Genomic DNA, 16383 nt, shown 5'->3' with positions numbered 1-16383 from the left:
TGGAGGCGACAGTCTGCCCGTCTCGGGGGGCAAAGATCAACCGGCCTGTGCGCGCCGCTGAAAGGGGCGCAGATGGCTGAGAAATTCCGCCGTCACCCGTGTCCAGGAAAAGCGGCCGGCATGGCGGCGGCAATCCTCGGGCGGGATGGAGAGTGCGCGCAGCGCGGCCGCCCGCAGATCCTCGTCCAGCACGCCCACCGGCGCGCCGCCCACCACGTCCAGCGGGCCGGTCACCGGATAGGCCGCTACCGGCACGCCCGAGGCCAGGGCTTCGAGCATCACCAGCCCGAACGTGTCGGTGCGTGACGGAAAGACGAAGGCGTCGGCGGCGCGATAGGCACGCGCCAGTTCCTCGTCGCCGTTGACGATGTGGAAATGGGCCTGGGTGTAGCGCTCCATCAGCTGGGCCCTGGCCGGGCCGTCGCCCACCACCACCTTGGAGCCGGGCAGGTCGAGATCCAGGAAGGCGGGCAGGTTCTTCTCCACCGCCACCCGTCCCACATACATGAAGATGGGGCGCGGCAGGTCGAGGAAGTCCTTGGGGCCGGGCCGGAACACCCCCGTATCGACGCCGTGCGACCAGGGAACGACGCCGGAAAAGCCCTGGGCGCGCAGTTCGCGGTGGATCGAGGGCGACGGGCACAGCACCGCCGCCGCCGGATTGTGGAAGCGCCGCATCAGGGCGTAGGGCCAGGCCAGCGGCACGCCGGTGCGGGCGTGGATGTATTCCGGAAACTTGGTGTGGTAGGCGGTGGTGAAGGGCAGTTGGTGCCGCAGGCACCAGGCCCGCGCCGCCCAACCCAGCGGCCCCTCGGTGGCGATGTGGACGGCGTCGGGGGCGAACTCGTCCAGCCGGCGCGCCACCTTGCGGCGGGGCAGCAGGGCCAGGGGAATTTCGGGATAGGACGGGCAGGCCATGGTGGTGAAGGCCGAAGGCTCGATGACCCGCACCAGATGGCCGAGATCGCCCAGCATGGCGGTCAGGGTGCTCAACACCCGCACCACGCCGTTGCGCTGGGGTGTCCAGGCGTCGGTGACCAGGGCAATGCGCATGATGTTCTCCCGATGTTTGGGGAGAAGGCCTAGGCCGGGCTGCCGCATGGCTCAAGTGACAGCTCGGTTAAATCGTGCGCATTGGAACGCTCGTGCCCGTTTTAGCGGTGGCCGTTCGAGGTCTTATATATCGGATGGGCTGGGCCAAGGTGATGGGCCGTATTCCTTCGTCAACTTTCATCAATATTATCGTTCGATGAATGGGGGCTCCACCTGATTGTCCTTTGCCTTATTCCAGGTAAAATCACGTATGGTCTCCACCAGGGATTCCGACGATGGGACTGCAGGACAACACACGTTGCGCATTCGATGGGCTGATGAGCCTGGCCGGCGACGCCGACCCGGCCGAGCATGCCTTGTCGGTGCTGCGCAATGCCGGTTCGTGCAGCGCGTTGCTGTCTTGCCCGCGCCGTCTGGGCTGCTCGTGGATGGCCATGATCGTGGCGACGCGCCTGTCGGAAAGCGCCATCGCGGCGGCCGAGCATGACCGGGTTCTCGCCCTGTCGGCCTAGCTCCATCGGATGGGTCGCATGATCGCCCCGTGTTTCCCGCATGGAAGATGTGGTTGAGAATCAACCTCGCCATCCCTATCATCCCCGTATGACGAATTGTGACCTGCCCTCGGCCTGTCAACGCAAGTTCGCGGCGACCTCCAACTGCATCGCGTGTGGCGTATGGGTGGACGCCCTGGTCATCCTCGGCGACATCGCCCATTGCCCCGAGGATTCCACTTGCTCGCACCATGACGCCTGCGCCCGCGAAATCGCCCGGTGTGCCGGCGACCTGCATCAGGGGGCGCCGGTTCGCTCTCGCTTGGTGGACCGGCTGCGGCATCTGATTTCGCCGGTGACGGCTTTTCGCTAGTTTCCGATGTTCCTTCCGGGTTTGACGGCATGCATGGAGGTGGACGTGCAGGCAAAGGACGCGTCTCATCCTGACATGTCGACAGGGCATTGCGCCGGGGAATGCGCGCTGCCTTGCGCCGGTTGCCCCGAAGCCGTCGCCTCGGTGAGCCGAAGAGCCCAAGGCAACGATCTCAGCCACTCGCAGCATGACAATTGCTGGGTCGTGCGCATCGGCCACGCGGAGAAGTTGCGTAGCGACGATCCCTGTCTGGCCTGTTCCTTCTTCCGCAACCGGGCGCAATTGCTGGCCGGCTGAGGCTTCAATATCCATGGGCCGGGTGTGGCTTTGGCTTGCGTCTGAAAGCCAGAGGCGTACATTGCGGCCGGTTCGTCAGACTTGGGAAGACGTGGCGATGATTCCTCGGCATGCGGTCATCCGGTGGGGCGAAGCCCTGCTGCTTGGGGTCGGCTTCGTGGATCACGATCATTGCGAGGCGGTGGAGATGATCAACCGCCTGGCCGCCGCCACCCCGCCCGAGCGCCTGGAACTGACCCGGACGTTCACCCGGCATTGCGTGGAGCATTTCGCCCGCGAGGAGGCGATGATGGTGAAGACCGGCTTCTTCGCCCTCGATCCCCATCGCGACGAGCACCGGCGGGTGATCGCCGAGCTGGAAGACGTGATCCGGGCCCTGGAGGCGGGCGAGACCTGCGACGAATATTTCGCCGTGGACCTGCCCCAATGGTTCCTGGAGCACCGGGCGACCATGGATTACGTCACCTCGGGCTATGCCCTCGACCACGGCTGGACCGAGTAGTCCCTAAAGCGCTGCCGTCGCCCGCTCCAGCCAGTCGCGCTCCGCCGGCTCGCTCAGCAGCGGCATGATCTCGCCCCGCACCCGGGCATGATAGGCGTTCAGCCAGTCGCGCTCCGCCGCGTCCAGCATCTCCGCCGCCACCAGGGCGCGGTCGATGGGCACCAGGGTCAGGGTCTCGAAGCCCAGCAGGTCGCGTTCGGCCCCGGCCGGGGGGGCGAGCGGGGTGACCAGCACCAGATTCTCGATGCGGATGCCGTAGGCGCCGGTCTTGTAGTAGCCGGGCTCATTGGACAGGATCATCCCCGGCTTCAGCGCCACGGTGTTGCCCACCTTGGAAATGCGCTGGGGGCCTTCATGCACCGACAGGAAGCTGCCGACGCCGTGGCCGGTGCCGTGGTCGTAGTCCAGCCCCGCCGACCACAGCGGCTGGCGGGCCAGGGCGTCCAGCTGGCTGCCGGTGGTTCCCGCCGGAAAGACGGCCCGCGCCAGGGCGATATGGCCCTTCAGCACCAGGGTGAAGCGACGGCGAGCCTCGGCGGGGGGCTCGTCGCCGATCAGCACCGTGCGGGTGACGTCGGTGGTGCCGTCCAGGTACTGGGCGCCGGAATCCACCAGATACAGCTCGCCGGGACCAAGCGGCCGGTTGGTCTTGGGCGTCGAATGGTAATGGACGATGGCGCCGTTGGCGCCCGCGCCCGAAATGGTGGGAAAGGACAGGCCCTGGAAATGCGCGCCCCGGCGGCGGAACGCCTCGAGCGCGTCGGCGGCGGCCATCTCGTCCACCGTGCCGTCGCGCGTCGCGCCCTCCAGCCAGGCCAGGAAGCGCACCATGGCGACGCCGTCGCGGTGATGGGCGGCGCGGGTTCCGGCCATCTCGACGGAGTTCTTGCAGGCGCGGGGCAGGGCGCAGGGGTCGGCTCCCGCTTCGACCTGGGCGCCCGCCGCCCGCAGGGTTTCCCAGACCTGGAACGGGGTGGAGGCCGAATCCAGGCGCACCCGTTTGCCGCCGCGCCCCAACAGGCGGAGCAATGCTTCGAAGCGGGCCGGCTCCTCGACCCTGACCTGCTCTCCCCAGGCGGCGCGGATGGAGGCGGCGACGCGCCCGGCTTCCATGAACAGGTCCACTGACGAATCGGCGTGGAGGATGGCGAAGCACAGCGGCAACGGCGTGAAGGCCACGTCGGCGGCCCGGATGTTCAGCAGCCAGGCCACGGATTCCGGCGCGCTCAACACTGCGGCGTCCTGCCGGTCCGCTTTCATCTGGGCGGCGATGTCCTGGCGCTTGTCGGCGGCGGAGCGGCCGGCGAAGCCCTCGGGATGGGCGGTCACCGGGCTGGCGGGCGGCTCCGGCCGGTCGGCCCAGACGGAATCGAGGGGATTGTCGGGGCAGGGGACCAAGACCGCGCCCACCCGCTCGCAGGCCATGGTCAGGGTCCGGACCTGATCCTGGGTATGCAGCCAGGGGTCGAAGCCCAGGCGGTCGCCCTTGGCCAGTTCCTCGCCCAGCCAGTGATGAGGAGGGTGGTCGATCAGGTGAAGGGGCGCGAACAGGGCGGTGTCGACCTCGTTTCGCACCTGCAGGGTATAGCGGCCGTCAACGAACACCGCCGCCTTGCCGGCAAGCACCACCGCCGCCCCCGCCGAGCCGGTGAAGCCGGTGAGCCAGCCCAGGCGCTGGGCCGAGGGCGGGACGTACTCGCCCTGGTGCTGGTCGGCGCGCGGAACCACGAAGCCGTTCAGGTTGCGGCGCTTCAATTCCTGTCGCAGCAGGGCGAGGCGGTCGGCGGACGAGGCCGGAGAGGCTTGATGAGTCATGGGGGAACCCTAGCGCATAAGGCCCAAGCCAGGGAGGGGGGAAATTGGAACAGCTAGGGTCTGAAAATTACGGAATATGCAAAAAACGCGATTACCGCAGTGCAGCAGAAGTATTGCATACGGAGACCACCCTAGACGTAAGGAGAGCGCCCTAAGTAAGATCTTTATAGGACATGGAAAAATATGTAGCATGAATAGTAATTTCGGATGGGCATCTGTCGTGTTCAAGCTCTCCAGGTGAGATGATATGGGAGCGCAGGAAGCGGTGCCGGCCATCGAACCGGGTGGCGCCATAACGGCAAGGGAGCCGGGGGGGAAGCGATGCCGCAGCGTTGCAGCCGTCGCCATCCTTGCGTTGACGGATATTCTCGAGGAATCCGCCGTCGACGGCACGGTCACCATGGACGATGTCCGTCGCGTCGCCAAGGCGGTGCTGGCGGCCCGCGGGCCGCTGGGAGAGCATTACGCCCTGTGGGAAGACGGCTGCGACGCGGCCTTTTCGCTCCGCCGGATCGAGCAGCAGCGGGCCGATTTCCTGGGCCGCATCATCGCCCGGCCGTTCTCCGACTGCTTCGACGACAAGAACAGCGGCATCGAGCGCAAGCACCTGCCGCAATTTTTCTCGGCTGTGCGCATGATCATCGGCGAGGAGCCGTTCGACCTGCTGCGCAACCGGGCCAACAAGGCGGCCGAGCGTCACCGTACCGAGGATGGGCTGGTGTCCTGGCCCGATTTCTATGCCGACGACGACGTGCGCGTCGTGTTCGAGGAGGTGCTGGTCACCATGGCGCGGAGCTTCCGGCGTTTCGAGCCGCGCAAGGACTGGTTCCTGATCATCATGAATTCCAGCCCGTCCTCCATCTCCACCGCGTCCAACGCCTTCATCCCCAAGCGGCCCGAGGACAAGGTCCTGCGCGAATTCAGCGAGGCCCACATGGTGCGGCTGTTCCAGGCCCTGTTCGCCTCCTGCCGGCCCGACACCTTCTCGGCCGAGCGCAAGGCCGCCTTCATGGAGAAATGGGGCAGCGAGCCGGAAAAGGTCTTCGGCCCGCTGTTCGTCGCCCTGGCGGAAATGGCGCAGTAGCGCCCATTCCCCTTACCAGTGCTTGTCGACGAACACCGCGATGAACACCAGCAGCAGATAGGGCATGGAGGCGGCGAAGTTCCATCCCGCCCATTTGCGCGACGGGTCCTTGACCAGCACCACGTTGAAGCCCAGCAGCACCGCGCCCGACAGCGCGGCGATGATGCCGTAGGCGCTGCCCAGCAACCCCATCCACCAGGGCAGCAGCGACGACGCCACCAGGGCGATGCTGTTGCCGAGAATCCACCAGGCGGTGCGCTGGTTGCCCACCACCACCGGCAGCATGGGAACGCCGGCCTGGCGGTAGTCGTCGGCCAGCAGGATGGCCAGCGCCCAGAAATGGCTGGGCGTCCACAGGAACAGCACCAGGGCCAGCACCATGGGCAGCATCCACTGGGTCTGGTCCACGGCGGCCGCCCCGGCCAGGACGGCGAAGCTGCCGGCCGCGCCGCCGATGATGATGTTGGTCCAATGGCGGCGCTTCAGCCAGACGGTGTAGATGGCCACATAGACGAAGCCGCCCAGGAACAGGTGCAGCGCCACCACCCAGTTGAACACCGTGCTGGCCAGGGCCATGCCGGCCGCCATCAGCACGATGGCGAGCGTGAAGCCCACGGCGGGCGTGCCGGCTCCCGTAGCCATGGGGCGGCGGGACGTGCGGCGCATCAGCCGGTCGATGTCGCGGTCCCAGACATGGTTGAACACCGCCGACGCCGCCGAGCCGAGGATCATGGCCAGCGTCAGCAGCAGCAGCGCCACCGGGTCGACCTTGGTCGCCACGGCGCCATAGCCGGTGATCGCGGTCAGCGCGATCATCAGCGCGATACGCGGCTTCAAAAGCTCGATGAATTGCCTGAACGTCAAACCCGCCTCCGCGCCCGCGGTTATTCCGCGGGTCAGGTGTATAGATGATACAGCATAAGATACACAACGATGCCGGTGATAGAAACGTAAAGCCACAGCGGCAACGTCCAGCGGGCGATTTTCGGATGCAGGTCGAAGCGGCCCTTGAGCGCGCGCAGCAGGGTCAGCGCCACCAGGGGCAGGGCCACCGCCGCCAGCACCACATGGCTGATCAGCAGCGTGTAATAGACCGGCCGCACCATCCCGGTCCCCCGGAACACGAAGATGGGGGCGGCGAAGTGGTAGATCACGTAGAAGGCCAGGAACAGGGCCGAGGCCCCCACCGCGCCCAGCATGGCCTTGCGGTGGCTGTCCTTGCGGCCCATTCGGATATGGACGAAGCCGGTGATCAGGAAGGCCAGCGACACCGCGTTCAAGAAGGCGGTGATGTGGGGCAGGGTGGTCGCTGCGGTCATGTTCGTCCTACCAGGTCATCCAGCCGCCCAGGCGCAGCCAGATCACGGCAAGGCCCATGGTCAGCAGGGTCATGGGGATGCCGGCGCGGGCGAAATCGCCGAACGACAGGCGGCAGCCGGCGGCCTGGGCGCGCTCGGCCACGATGATGTTGGCCATGCTGCCCACCAGCAGGAAGTTGCCGGCCAGGGTGGACAAAAGGGCAAGCCCGGTGAGCGCGCCGGGGTCCGGGGTGGGCCACACCGCCAGGATCAGCATCACGGCGGGCACGTTGCCGATGGAGTTCGACGCGACCAGCGCCACCGGCAGCATGGCCTTCAAGCTGTCGGGGAACCAGCCGTGCTCGGCCAGCCAGTTGACCCAGTGGCGCGCCATGTCGGTGTCGGCGAAGGCGCCGGTGACCACGAACAGGCAGGCGAACAGCAGCAGCAGGTGCCAGTCCACCAGGCCGATCATCTCGCGCGAGCTCATGCGGCGGCTGGTCAGCAGCAGGACGGCGATGACCATGGCGCCCACCTCGCGCGGCAAGGGCGCGGCGAACAGCAGGGCCAGGATGGCCAGCGCGATGCCGCCCTTGACCGCCTGCCAGCGATGGCCCTCGGGCGGCGGATGGGCGGCCACGGGTTCGGGCGTGGCGTCCAGCTCGCGCCGCCAGACCCAGACGATGCAGTAATAGACGGCGACCAGGGACAGGGCGGCAGGCACGGCGCAGGCCGCCAGGAAGTTCCAGAAATCCAGCCCGCCCACCTGGCCGATCAGGATGTTCTGGGGATTGCCGATCAGGGTGGCGGCGCTGCCGGCATTGGCGGCGCCCACCAAACCCAGCAGATAGGGGCGGGGGTCGAGGCCGCGCCGGCGGATGCCCTCGGCTATGATCGGGGTCATGGCGAAGCACACCACGTCGTTGGCCAGCACCGCCGACAGCCCGCCCGCCACGGCGATGACCAGGGCCAGCAGCCGCCGGGCCGAACCGGGCGATTCCGCCACCTTCTCCGCCACGGCGCCATAGACCCCGGCCAGTTGGAACTGGGCCGAGATGATCATCAGGGCGAACAGCAGCAAAAGGGTCGGCACGTCGATGGAGGTGCCCATGGCCTTGACGCCCACCTTGCCGGAAACCAGCAGCACCACCACCGCCAGCAGGGCGATTCCGGTGCGGTCGAGCTTCAGCCCCGGCACGGACCCGATGGCCATGCCGAGATAGGTGAGGAAGAAGACGGTGACGACGAAGCTATCCATGCCTTCCCTTATGGCCTGTCGGCGGAGCCTGGGCAAGCCCCGGGAACTTATAACTAGATGCGATGATCGAAACCGATCACCGCATCGCCCTCAATCGCCGGGCGCCGCCGGTGGCGGCTCGGCTTCCGCGCCATAAGGCGCGCGGCCATCGGGATATATCCCGATCCCCCGGAGGGAGGGGCCTACCCAAACTGCGATGAGCCACGCTCCTCGCAGTTTGGTCTTACTTCTTCGGCATTCCCGCCGCGATGCGGTCCATGAGCGCGCTGGGCAGGCAGCCGGCGACGCGCGCCATGAGGTGCATGGGCCAGGGAAAGGCGATGCGGCCGCGATTGGCCTTCAACCCGTCGGCCATGATGCGGCTGGCCCGGTCCACGTCCATCAGGAAGGGCATGGAAAAACGGTTCACCGCCGTCATGGGGGTCTCGACGAAGCCGGGGCAGATCACCGAGACGCCGATGCCGAAGGGGGCCGTCTCGCCCCGCAATCCCTCGCCCCACACCCGCACCGCCGCCTTGGAGGCGCAATAGGCCGGCGCGCCGGGGAATCCGCGAAAGCCGGCCAGCGAGCTCATGATGCCGATCTGGCCCCGGCAGCGGGCCTGCATCAGGGGCAGCGCGGGCATCACGGTGTTGAACACGCCGTCCACGTTGACGGCGAAGATGGCCCGCGTCTGCTCCGCCGTCTCGCCGCCGCCGCCGGTACCCGCCGAGATGCCGGCATTGGCGATGACCAGATCCAGGGGCGAGGTGGAATCCGACGCCTGGACCCAATCGGCGCAGGCGGCCGGGTCGGTGACGTCCATCTGCCGGGCGTGAACCTCGGCGCCCTTGGCCCGGCATTGCCCGGCGACCTCGTCCAGCCGCGCCCCATGGCGCCCCGACAGGTGGAGGGTGGTGCCGGGGGCGGCGAAGATTCGCGCCAGTCCGGCCCCCAGGCCCGACGACGCGCCGGTGATCAGGACGGAGGTGAAGGCCTTCATCCGCCGTTTCCGTTGCCGTTCTTCTCGGCCAGCAGGGATTTGAGCGGCCCCAGTAGCGGCGGCAGATCGTGGCGGGCCGAATCGAACACGATGCTTGGATCCACCGAATGGTATTCGTGAACCAGGATGTTGCGCATCTCGGTCATGCGGCTCCAGGGGATGTCGGGGTGGCGCTCGGCCACCTGGGAGGGCACGCGCTTGGCCGCCTCGCCGATGATCTCCAGGTTGCGGACCACGGCGTCCACCGTGCGGTCGTCGGCGACGAAGCGGGCCTCGTCCATGCCGTCGGTGTAGCGCCGAATACGCTCGATGGCCTCGATCATGTCCTCGATGCGGACCCGCCAATCCTTGAAGGTCACGTCTCCTCCACTCCCTCGCCGTAGACCGGCAGGCATTCGTCCAGGATGCGCCGCTTGAGGCGCGGCTTGATGTTGCCCGAGGTGATCAGGTCCACCGGGCGGCCCAGCAGCCCCTCCAGGGCGTGCTTCAGCTCCACATAGGCGAACAGGCCGCCGGGCTTGCCGGGCAGGAAGTCCACCATCAGGTCGATGTCGGAGGTGGGCCGCGCCTCGTCCCTGACCACCGAGCCGAACAGGAACAGCGCTTTGACGCCGAAACGCTGCATGATGTCGGGGCGCGATTGCAGGCGGCCGATCACCTCGTCGCGGGCGGCGGGGTTGCGGCGGCGCGAGATACGTCCGGCATAGGCCTTGACCGCGTCGGCCTTGTCGGCGGGCACGCGCACCACGATCTCGATGACGTTGGGGCGGCCGCGTTCCGGCCGTCGGCGTTCCTTCATGACCAAAGGATAGACCGCCATTCACCCTGTGGAAAGGAGCACGGTTGTTGCCTCGCCCCGGCAAGGCTATAAACCCTGCCAGACATTATGTAAGGAGGCTCCGCCTTGACCGTCGCCAGCATGACCGGCTACGCCCGCGCCGAAGGTCGCGATTCCCAGGGTTCCTGGGTGTGGGAAGGCAAGAGCGTCAACGGCCGCGGCCTGGAGCTCAGGGTTAAGTCCGCCCCTGGCTATGACGGGCTGGAGGTTCACGCCCGCGAGGCGGCGGCCAAGCGCCTGAAGCGCGGCAACCTCCAGATCTCCCTCAACGTGCGGGCCGAGACCGAGCAGTCCCAGGTCCGGGTCAACGAGGCGCTGCTGGGCCAGCTGATCGCCATCTGCGGCCAGTGGCAGGCCCGTCACCCCGAGATCACCCCGGCCCGCATGGACGGGCTGCTGGGCCTGAAGGGCGTGCTGGAGCCGGTGGCCGAGGCGGCTGAAACCGGCGACGCCGATTCGCTGCGCGCCGCCCGCGACGAGGCCATGAAGGCCTCGCTGGAGGCCATGCTCGACCAGCTGGCCGCCATGCGCCGGGTGGAAGGGGCGCGCATCGCCGCCGTGCTCTCCGCCCAGTTGGACGAGATCGCTACCCTGTCCGCCCGGGCGGGCAATTGCGCTGTGCTGCGCCCCGAGGCGGTGCGCGAGCGCATGCGTTCCCAGGTGGCCCAGGTGCTGGAGGCCGCGCCGACTTTGCCTGAGGATCGCATCGCCCAGGAAGTGGCGCTGATCGCCGTCAAGGCCGACGTGCGCGAAGAACTGGACCGCCTGGCCGCCCATGTGGCCGCCGCCCGCGACCTGCTGGCCCAAGGCGGCGCCATCGGCCGCAAGCTGGACTTCCTGGCCCAGGAGTTCAACCGCGAGGCCAACACGCTGTGCTCCAAGTCCTCGGACGTGGAGCTGACCCGGGTGGGGCTCGACCTCAAGGCCGTCATCGACCAGTTCAAAGAGCAGGTCCAGAACATCGAGTAGGAATGATGAGCGATACCCTTCCCACCATCAGCCGCCGTGGCCTCATGCTGGTTCTGTCCTCGCCCTCGGGCGCGGGCAAGAGCACCATTTCAAGGGCCCTGCTCGAGCGCGACGGCGCCATCGGCATGTCCGTCTCGGCCACCACCCGGGCGCCGCGCCCCGGCGAGGTGGACGGCAAGGACTATCACTTCGTCTCGGTCGAGACCTTCCACCAGATGGTGGAGAAGCGGGAGTTCCTGGAACACGCCCGCGTCTTCGACAATTTCTACGGCACCCCCAAAGGCCCGGTGGACCAGATCCTGCGCTCGGGCCGTGACGTGCTGTTCGACATCGACTGGCAGGGCACCCAGCAGATGGCCCAGAACGCCCGGGCCGATCTGGTCTCGGTGTTCATCCTGCCGCCGTCGGTGGAGGAGTTGGAGCGCCGCCTCAGGGGCCGCGCCCAGGATTCCGACGAAGTGGTCGCCAAGCGCATGTCCAAGGCCGGCGACGAGATGAGCCACTGGCCGGAATACGACTACATCGTGGTCAACGTCGATCTGGAGAAATCCATCGCCGCCGTCCAGTCCATCCTGGCCGCCGAACGCCTGAAGCGCGACCGCCAGGTGGGCCTGCCCGACTTCGTCACCCGCCTGCGGGGCGAGGAGTAGCATTTATTTCGGGGGCGTTTGCCCCCGATCCCCCAATCGGGAGGCACAGCCTCCCGACCCTCCAGTTTCCTATGAATAGATATCCTGGAGGTTCGGAGACTGCGCCTCCGAGTGGGTCTGGGCGACAGCCCAGCCGCGCCGGCGGATTGTCGTCACGCCGCCGCCCGCGCCAGGGTCTGGTCGCGGATGGGCAGATGAACCAGGGCGGCGAAGACGCCTAAGATGGCGGTGCCGGCCCACATGACGTCGTAGGACAGGGTGGCGTCGTAGATCAGCCCGCCCAGCCACGATCCCAGGAAGCTGCCCACCTGGTGGGTGAAGAACACCAGCCCGAACAGCATGCCGAGATACCGGGGGCCGAACACGCCGGCGATCAGGCCCGAGGTGGGCGGCACGGTGGACAGCCACAACAGGCCGATGCTGGCGGCGAAGGCCAGCAGGGTCCATTCGTTCTTGGGTCCCATGACGAAGGCGAAGGTGATCACGGCGCGGCCGAGATAGATGCCCGACAGCACGTATTTGGGCCGGTACTTCTGGGACAGTTGGCCCATCATCCAGGTGCCGATCACGTTGAAGCCGCCGATGACCAGCAGGGCGGTGGCCCCCGCTCCCTTGCTCATGCCGCACAGCGCCAGATAGCCGGGCAGGTGCACGCCGATGAAGGTGACCTGGAAGCCGCAGACGAAGAAGCCGGCGGCCAGCAGGCGATAGCCGGGATGATTCCAGGCCTCGCGCAGCGCCTGGCCGATGCTTTGGGGGGCAATGTTGGAGGCGGGGGGCTGGGACGCCTTCTCGCCCTTGGCCAGCACCAGGGCGAGCGGGATGGAGGCCAGGGAAAAGGCCGACAGGATCCACACCGCCTGGGTGGCGCCGAATTCGCTGATCAGCCATTGGGCCAGCGGGATCATGGCCATCATGCCCAGCGAGCCCAGGGCTGAGCCCATGCCCATGGCCGAGGTGCGGTGTTCGGGCTTTACTGCGCGGCCCACAGGGCCCAGCACCACGGCGAAGCTGGTGGCGGCCAGCCCGAAGCCCGACACCACGCCCAGGCCGATGGTGGTCATGGCGATGCCGCCCATGCCCACCATCATCATGCCGAGCCCGAAGGCCAACGCGCCGAAGGCGGCGACCTTGGCCGCGCCGAAACGGTCGGCGGCGGCGCCGGTGAACGGCTGGAAGAAGCCCCACATCAGGTTGTGGACCGCCACCGCCAGGGAAAAGGTGGCCAGCGGCCAATGGCGCTCGGCCGACAGCGGACCGATCAGCAGGCCCTGGGCCTGGCGGGCTCCCATGGAGACGCTCATCATCAGCGCGCCGCCGATGAAGACGAGCAGGACGGCGGGTGATAGCCATGCGGGACGGGACATGATCCGTGCAGCCTTCGAGTGGTAAGACCAGAACGATGCTAATGTGCGCCGGGCGGCTGGCGCAAACGAGATTTGTTCAGCCGTGCCGTTAGGAAATCTAACCCGCTGTCGGGGCTCAGAAATCCGGCGTCGAGGCGGCGGGCGGCGGCGGGGGAGGCGGCGGCATCCAGCGGCCGGTCGCGCCGTATACCGCCAGGGCGGCCACGGCCAGCGCCAGGACCAGGGCGACGGGGCCGCCGCCCGCGGCCGGTTCGCCCGGTCCCTCCTTCTCGCCGGTCAGCATGGGCAGGACGAGGTTCTGCTTCTTGATCCGGACATAGAAGACGATGGCGCCCACATGCAGGGCGACCAGCAGGTAGACCAGCTTGGACAGCAGGTGGTGGATTGCGGTCAGGCGGTTGGACAGCGTCTTGCCGGCCAGATCGTAGAGCGGGCCGGTGAAGGCGATGTCATCGTTGGCGAACAGGCCGGTGGCCACCTGGACCGAGAGCAGGCCCAGCAGGCCGATGACCGAAAGGGCGCCCAGCGGGTTATGGCCCTCGCCATGCCACTCGCCCTTCAGATAGGCCCTGATCCTGGCAGGCGTCGGAATGAAGTGGGCGAAGCGGGCATAGGTCGATCCCACCACACCCCAGACCAGGCGGAACGCCAGCAATCCCACCACGGCCAGGCCGATGCGCCCGTGCCAGGTCATCAGGCCGCCGCCCAGCTGGCCGCTGAAAGAGGCGGCGACGATGGCCGCCACCAACAGCCAGTGGAACAGGCGGGTGGGCAGGTCCCACAGGCGGAATTTCGGTTGGCTCATGGCGTATTCCGCCTGTTGCTTCAGCTAGAGGCATTCTCGTCCGTCGTCATGGCCGGGCTTGACCCGGCCATCCATGGACCCCCGGTATCCAAGTCCGGGGGTGACGGCAAGAGGAGGAATGCTGAACTCTACTGCTTGATCTTGAACTCGTCGTGACAGCCCTTGCAGGTGCCGGCCAGCTTGCCGAACTGCTCCTTGGCGGCGGCCGCGTCGCCGGCGGCGGCGACCTTGGCCATCTCGTTGGCTTCCTTGTTGAAGGCGGTGGCCACCTTGCCGAGCGTCTCCTTGTTGGTCCACAGCTCGGGCTTGGCGCGGGTCTTTTCCCAGCCGGTGCCGGTGTCGGTGCCAGGCAGGTACAGCGCGCCCATGCCGGAATTGGCGATGGCCTGAATGGCGTTGGCGGCCTTGATCACCTCGTCCTTGTTATAGGCGGCGCCTTCGACGTTCATCTTGATGCGGGCCATGTTCCAGGCCATGAAGCCGTAGCCCGACTGACGCCACTTGATGGCGTCTTCCGGCTTGATCTGGGCGCTGGCGGTACCGGCCAGGGCGACGAGGGCGGTGGCGGCGATCAGAAGCTTGAACTTCATGGCGAGGTCTCCGAACGGCTTTGGGGGAAGAGAACTTCCAGTCAGGCTATCTAATATAACCCCCTGCGTAAATTCCGTATTCGGTAACAGATTGTTTCATCCTCATCGACAGACGAGGACGATTTTTCCCGTGGCGGCGCGGCCCTTCAACATTCCGATGGCTTCGACCGCCTGAGACAGGTCCATGACCTTGGAGACGTGGGGCGAGAGCTTTCCCGCCGCCCACCAGTCCAGGCATTCCTGCATGGACTCGCGCACCAGCTGGGGCGCGATCTTGCGGTAGGCGCCCCAGTAATAGCCGATCACCGTGACGTTCTTGACCAGCAGGATGTTGGCGGGAATCTGCTGCACCGTGCCGCCGGCGAAGCCGATGATCAAAATCCGCCCGTCGGCGGCGATGGAGCGCAAGGACGCATCGAACACCTGTCCGCCCACCGGATCGTAGACCACGTCGGCGCCCTTGCCGTCGGTCAGCGCCTTGACCCGTTCGCGGATGTCCTCGACCTTGTAGTCGATGCCGTGGTGGCAGCCGTGTTCCAGCGCCACCTTGACCTTGTCGGGGCCGCCGGCGGTGCCGATCACCGTGGCGCCCAGCGCGCGCCCCACCTCGACGGCGGTCAGGCCCACGCCGCCCGCCGCGCCATGGACCACCAGGGTCTCGCCCGCCTTGAGGTTGGCCTTGGCCTTCAGCCCCAGATGCGAGGTGCCGTAGGCGACGGGAAAGCCGGCGGCGGTGACGAAGTCGAGGTTCTCGGGCAGGACGTAGACGTCGGTCCAGGCGCAGACCGCCTCCTCGGCGAAGGCGCCCCCCGTCACGGTGGCCATCACCCGGTCGCCGGGTTTGCAATTCGTGACGCCCGCCGCCACCTCGGTGACCAATCCGGCCAGTTCCATGCCGGGGACGAAGGGCGGCTCCATCTTTTCCTGGTACTTGCCCCCGGTGATCAGCGAGTCGGCGAAGTTGACGCCGGCCGCATGCACTTTGATGCGCACTCCGCCGGGGATCATGGCGGGCGCGGGGAAGTCGGTGACGACCAGATCCTGGCCGAAAGCGGGACAGATTACGGCTTTCATGGAATCTCTCGAGGGGATGTCAGATGGTGGGGCGGCCGGGCGCGTGCTTCTGGGCGGCCCAGGCCCGCTTCAAGGTGGTGAACAGGACGATCTCGGTGATCTGGTCTCTGGTCATGCCACCCGACAGCTCGCCCTGGGCGAACTGGACCAGTTCCAGCGGCGCGGCGTTGGAGGCCAGCAGGTTGGTCAGCAATTCCTTGCGCACCAGCGGCGGGTATTTCAGCACTTCCCTGACCAGCGAGACCTTGACCATCAGCGGAATGTTGGGGCTGACGAACAGCCGGTCGACGCACAGCGCGTAGATGCCGAAATCCAGCTTGCCGGCCACGCTGCGGGTGAAGTCCAGGAACTCGTCCAGGAAGCCCGGTTCGGAGATCTTCTTCTCGATCAAGAGCTTGATCACGTCGAGGAAGGCGCGGTAGCGGGCCCGGGCGGGGCCCACATTGCCGCCCAGTTCGGCGGCCAGCTCGCGGATGCGGGCCTCGCGGAAGCCGGCGGCGATCATCGCCTCGGCCGAGCCGCGCACAGCCGTATCGAAGGCGGTCTCCTCGATCAGCTGGAAAAGCTGCTCGTATTTGGGGCGGTGGCGGGGCTTGACCTTGGAGGCGGCCACCGACAAGGGCAGCATGGCGGCCAGGGCCACCTGGGAATCGCGGGCGACGATGGCGGCCATGGACAGCGCGGCCACGTCGCCCACCGTGCCGTTCAACAGATCGTCGGTGATCACCAGCCGTTCGCCCGGCGCCAGGCTGAGATTGGTGTTGAGCGCCCCGCATTCCATGAAATGCGTCGCCAGATCGGATGGCCTGGCGGCAAGGGGATCGGCGATGGGGGCGTATGTAGTAGCCATGATCGCATTCAGCCACAATACCGGCGGGGGAGCAAGGGTATTGGGATTCCTGCATCTTTTCCCGGCGGCGACGAAGTGCTAGGATGG

20 protein-coding genes are annotated in these 16383 nt (G+C 67.1%); 7 read left to right on the top strand and 13 right to left on the bottom strand.

The features are described 5' to 3' along the window. Positions 1-36: 36 nt before the first annotated feature. A complete protein-coding gene (locus XM1_RS20815) occupies positions 37-1053 on the bottom strand; it encodes a glycosyltransferase family 1 protein (RefSeq protein ID WP_068436871.1) in 1017 nt (338 codons plus the stop codon). 317 nt (positions 1054-1370) lie between these two features. On the opposite strand from XM1_RS20815, the gene XM1_RS20810 reads away from it, so the two are divergent. From XM1_RS20810 to XM1_RS20800, 4 genes are all read left to right on the top strand, one after another. Beyond that, entirely contained in the window at positions 1371-1565 is a 195-nt protein-coding gene (locus tag XM1_RS20810; protein WP_231920610.1) for a hypothetical protein, read from the top strand. Positions 1566-1653: 88 nt separating this feature from the next. Continuing rightward, on the top strand, positions 1654-1917 hold the full coding sequence (locus tag XM1_RS20805; RefSeq protein WP_068436867.1) for a hypothetical protein: 264 nt from the start codon (positions 1654-1656) through the stop codon (positions 1915-1917). A gap of 75 nt (positions 1918-1992) precedes the next feature. Then, positions 1993-2214: a hypothetical protein gene (locus XM1_RS23640; RefSeq protein ID WP_156428811.1), complete on the top strand. Its 222-nt coding sequence runs from the start codon at positions 1993-1995 to the stop codon at positions 2212-2214. Between the two features lie 97 nt (positions 2215-2311). Beyond that, positions 2312-2716, top strand: coding sequence for a bacteriohemerythrin (locus XM1_RS20800; RefSeq protein WP_068436865.1), 405 nt, complete (start codon positions 2312-2314; stop codon positions 2714-2716). A gap of 3 nt (positions 2717-2719) precedes the next feature. Here XM1_RS20800 and XM1_RS20795 read toward each other — a convergent pair whose 3' ends face one another. Beyond that, on the bottom strand, positions 2720-4531 hold the full coding sequence (locus XM1_RS20795; RefSeq protein WP_068436863.1) for an aminopeptidase P family protein: 1812 nt from the start codon (positions 4529-4531) through the stop codon (positions 2720-2722). Positions 4532-4778: 247 nt separating this feature from the next. On the opposite strand from XM1_RS20795, the gene XM1_RS20790 reads away from it, so the two are divergent. Further along, positions 4779-5615, top strand: a complete 837-nt coding sequence (locus XM1_RS20790) for a hypothetical protein (protein WP_068436861.1) — start codon at positions 4779-4781, stop codon at positions 5613-5615. A 12-nt stretch (positions 5616-5627) separates the two neighbouring features. Here XM1_RS20790 and cyoE read toward each other — a convergent pair whose 3' ends face one another. From cyoE to XM1_RS20760, 6 genes are all read right to left on the bottom strand, one after another. After that, the gene (cyoE, locus tag XM1_RS20785) at positions 5628-6479 is read right to left on the bottom strand and encodes a heme o synthase (RefSeq protein WP_068436859.1); all 852 of its coding nucleotides are present in this window, start codon (positions 6477-6479) and stop codon (positions 5628-5630) included. A 32-nt stretch (positions 6480-6511) separates the two neighbouring features. Further along, positions 6512-6934, bottom strand: coding sequence for a DUF420 domain-containing protein (locus XM1_RS20780; RefSeq protein ID WP_068436857.1), 423 nt, complete (start codon positions 6932-6934; stop codon positions 6512-6514). A gap of 7 nt (positions 6935-6941) precedes the next feature. Continuing rightward, on the bottom strand, positions 6942-8171 hold the full coding sequence (locus XM1_RS20775) for an anion transporter (protein WP_068436855.1): 1230 nt from the start codon (positions 8169-8171) through the stop codon (positions 6942-6944). 223 nt (positions 8172-8394) lie between these two features. After that, positions 8395-9153, bottom strand: coding sequence for an SDR family oxidoreductase (locus XM1_RS20770; protein WP_068436853.1), 759 nt, complete (start codon positions 9151-9153; stop codon positions 8395-8397). Beyond that, positions 9150-9512: a DUF86 domain-containing protein gene (locus XM1_RS20765; RefSeq protein WP_068436851.1), complete on the bottom strand. Its 363-nt coding sequence runs from the start codon at positions 9510-9512 to the stop codon at positions 9150-9152. The genes XM1_RS20770 and XM1_RS20765 overlap by 4 nt, the downstream gene beginning before the upstream one ends. After that, complete coding sequence (locus tag XM1_RS20760) at positions 9509-9952, bottom strand: nucleotidyltransferase family protein (RefSeq protein WP_068438127.1); 444 nt, start codon at positions 9950-9952, stop codon at positions 9509-9511. Before XM1_RS20760 ends, XM1_RS20765 begins: the two co-directional genes overlap by 4 nt. A gap of 105 nt (positions 9953-10057) precedes the next feature. Here XM1_RS20760 and XM1_RS20755 point away from each other — a divergent pair, with 105 nt between their 5' ends. Next, positions 10058-10960, top strand: a complete 903-nt coding sequence (locus XM1_RS20755; protein ID WP_068436849.1) for a YicC/YloC family endoribonuclease — start codon at positions 10058-10060, stop codon at positions 10958-10960. Between the two features lie 5 nt (positions 10961-10965). Beyond that, on the top strand, positions 10966-11610 hold the full coding sequence (gene gmk, locus XM1_RS20750; protein ID WP_068438123.1) for a guanylate kinase: 645 nt from the start codon (positions 10966-10968) through the stop codon (positions 11608-11610). A 152-nt stretch (positions 11611-11762) separates the two neighbouring features. Here gmk and XM1_RS20745 read toward each other — a convergent pair whose 3' ends face one another. The 5 genes from XM1_RS20745 to XM1_RS20725 all read right to left on the bottom strand — a co-directional run bounded on the left by XM1_RS20745 (position 11763) and on the right by XM1_RS20725 (position 16296). Next, positions 11763-12977 carry an MFS transporter gene (locus XM1_RS20745; protein WP_068436847.1) on the bottom strand — a complete coding sequence of 405 codons (1215 nt, stop codon included), beginning with the start codon at positions 12975-12977 and terminating at the stop codon, positions 11763-11765. Between the two features lie 115 nt (positions 12978-13092). Continuing rightward, a complete protein-coding gene (locus tag XM1_RS20740; protein WP_068436846.1) occupies positions 13093-13782 on the bottom strand; it encodes a cytochrome b/b6 domain-containing protein in 690 nt (229 codons plus the stop codon). A 128-nt stretch (positions 13783-13910) separates the two neighbouring features. Beyond that, entirely contained in the window at positions 13911-14372 is a 462-nt protein-coding gene (locus XM1_RS20735; protein WP_068436844.1) for a cytochrome c, read from the bottom strand. Positions 14373-14474: 102 nt separating this feature from the next. Then, the gene (locus XM1_RS20730; RefSeq protein WP_068436842.1) at positions 14475-15446 is read right to left on the bottom strand and encodes an NADPH:quinone oxidoreductase family protein; all 972 of its coding nucleotides are present in this window, start codon (positions 15444-15446) and stop codon (positions 14475-14477) included. A gap of 19 nt (positions 15447-15465) precedes the next feature. After that, entirely contained in the window at positions 15466-16296 is an 831-nt protein-coding gene (locus XM1_RS20725) for a hypothetical protein (RefSeq protein WP_068438121.1), read from the bottom strand. Positions 16297-16383: the final 87 nt, after the last annotated feature.

It is taken from the genome of Magnetospirillum sp. XM-1 (assembly GCF_001511835.1).
Classification (GTDB): Bacteria; Pseudomonadota; Alphaproteobacteria; order Rhodospirillales; family Magnetospirillaceae; genus Phaeospirillum.
The sequence above is the reverse complement of the archived record's forward strand: the minus strand, read 5'-3'. Positions and strand labels throughout refer to the sequence as shown.

Excerpts from the sequence above, each read along its gene's own strand:
- XM1_RS20815 (WP_068436871.1), bottom strand. The coding sequence starts at position 1,053 with ATGCGCATTGCCCTGGTCACCGACGCCTGGACACCCCAGCGCAACGGC.
- XM1_RS20810 (WP_231920610.1), top strand. The coding sequence starts at position 1,371 with ATGAGCCTGGCCGGCGACGCCGACCCGGCCGAGCATGCCTTGTCGGTG.
- XM1_RS20805 (WP_068436867.1), top strand. The coding sequence starts at position 1,654 with ATGACGAATTGTGACCTGCCCTCGGCCTGTCAACGCAAGTTCGCGGCG.
- XM1_RS23640 (WP_156428811.1), top strand. The coding sequence starts at position 1,993 with ATGTCGACAGGGCATTGCGCCGGGGAATGCGCGCTGCCTTGCGCCGGT.
- XM1_RS20800 (WP_068436865.1), top strand. The coding sequence starts at position 2,312 with ATGATTCCTCGGCATGCGGTCATCCGGTGGGGCGAAGCCCTGCTGCTT.
- XM1_RS20795 (WP_068436863.1), bottom strand. The coding sequence starts at position 4,531 with ATGACTCATCAAGCCTCTCCGGCCTCGTCCGCCGACCGCCTCGCCCTG.
- XM1_RS20790 (WP_068436861.1), top strand. The coding sequence starts at position 4,779 with ATGGGAGCGCAGGAAGCGGTGCCGGCCATCGAACCGGGTGGCGCCATA.
- XM1_RS20780 (WP_068436857.1), bottom strand. The coding sequence starts at position 6,934 with ATGACCGCAGCGACCACCCTGCCCCACATCACCGCCTTCTTGAACGCG.
- XM1_RS20775 (WP_068436855.1), bottom strand. The coding sequence starts at position 8,171 with ATGGATAGCTTCGTCGTCACCGTCTTCTTCCTCACCTATCTCGGCATG.
- XM1_RS20770 (WP_068436853.1), bottom strand. The coding sequence starts at position 9,153 with ATGAAGGCCTTCACCTCCGTCCTGATCACCGGCGCGTCGTCGGGCCTG.
- XM1_RS20760 (WP_068438127.1), bottom strand. The coding sequence starts at position 9,952 with ATGAAGGAACGCCGACGGCCGGAACGCGGCCGCCCCAACGTCATCGAG.
- gmk (WP_068438123.1), top strand. The coding sequence starts at position 10,966 with ATGAGCGATACCCTTCCCACCATCAGCCGCCGTGGCCTCATGCTGGTT.
- XM1_RS20745 (WP_068436847.1), bottom strand. The coding sequence starts at position 12,977 with ATGTCCCGTCCCGCATGGCTATCACCCGCCGTCCTGCTCGTCTTCATC.
- XM1_RS20740 (WP_068436846.1), bottom strand. The coding sequence starts at position 13,782 with ATGAGCCAACCGAAATTCCGCCTGTGGGACCTGCCCACCCGCCTGTTC.
- XM1_RS20735 (WP_068436844.1), bottom strand. The coding sequence starts at position 14,372 with ATGAAGTTCAAGCTTCTGATCGCCGCCACCGCCCTCGTCGCCCTGGCC.
- XM1_RS20730 (WP_068436842.1), bottom strand. The coding sequence starts at position 15,446 with ATGAAAGCCGTAATCTGTCCCGCTTTCGGCCAGGATCTGGTCGTCACC.
- XM1_RS20725 (WP_068438121.1), bottom strand. The coding sequence starts at position 16,296 with ATGGCTACTACATACGCCCCCATCGCCGATCCCCTTGCCGCCAGGCCA.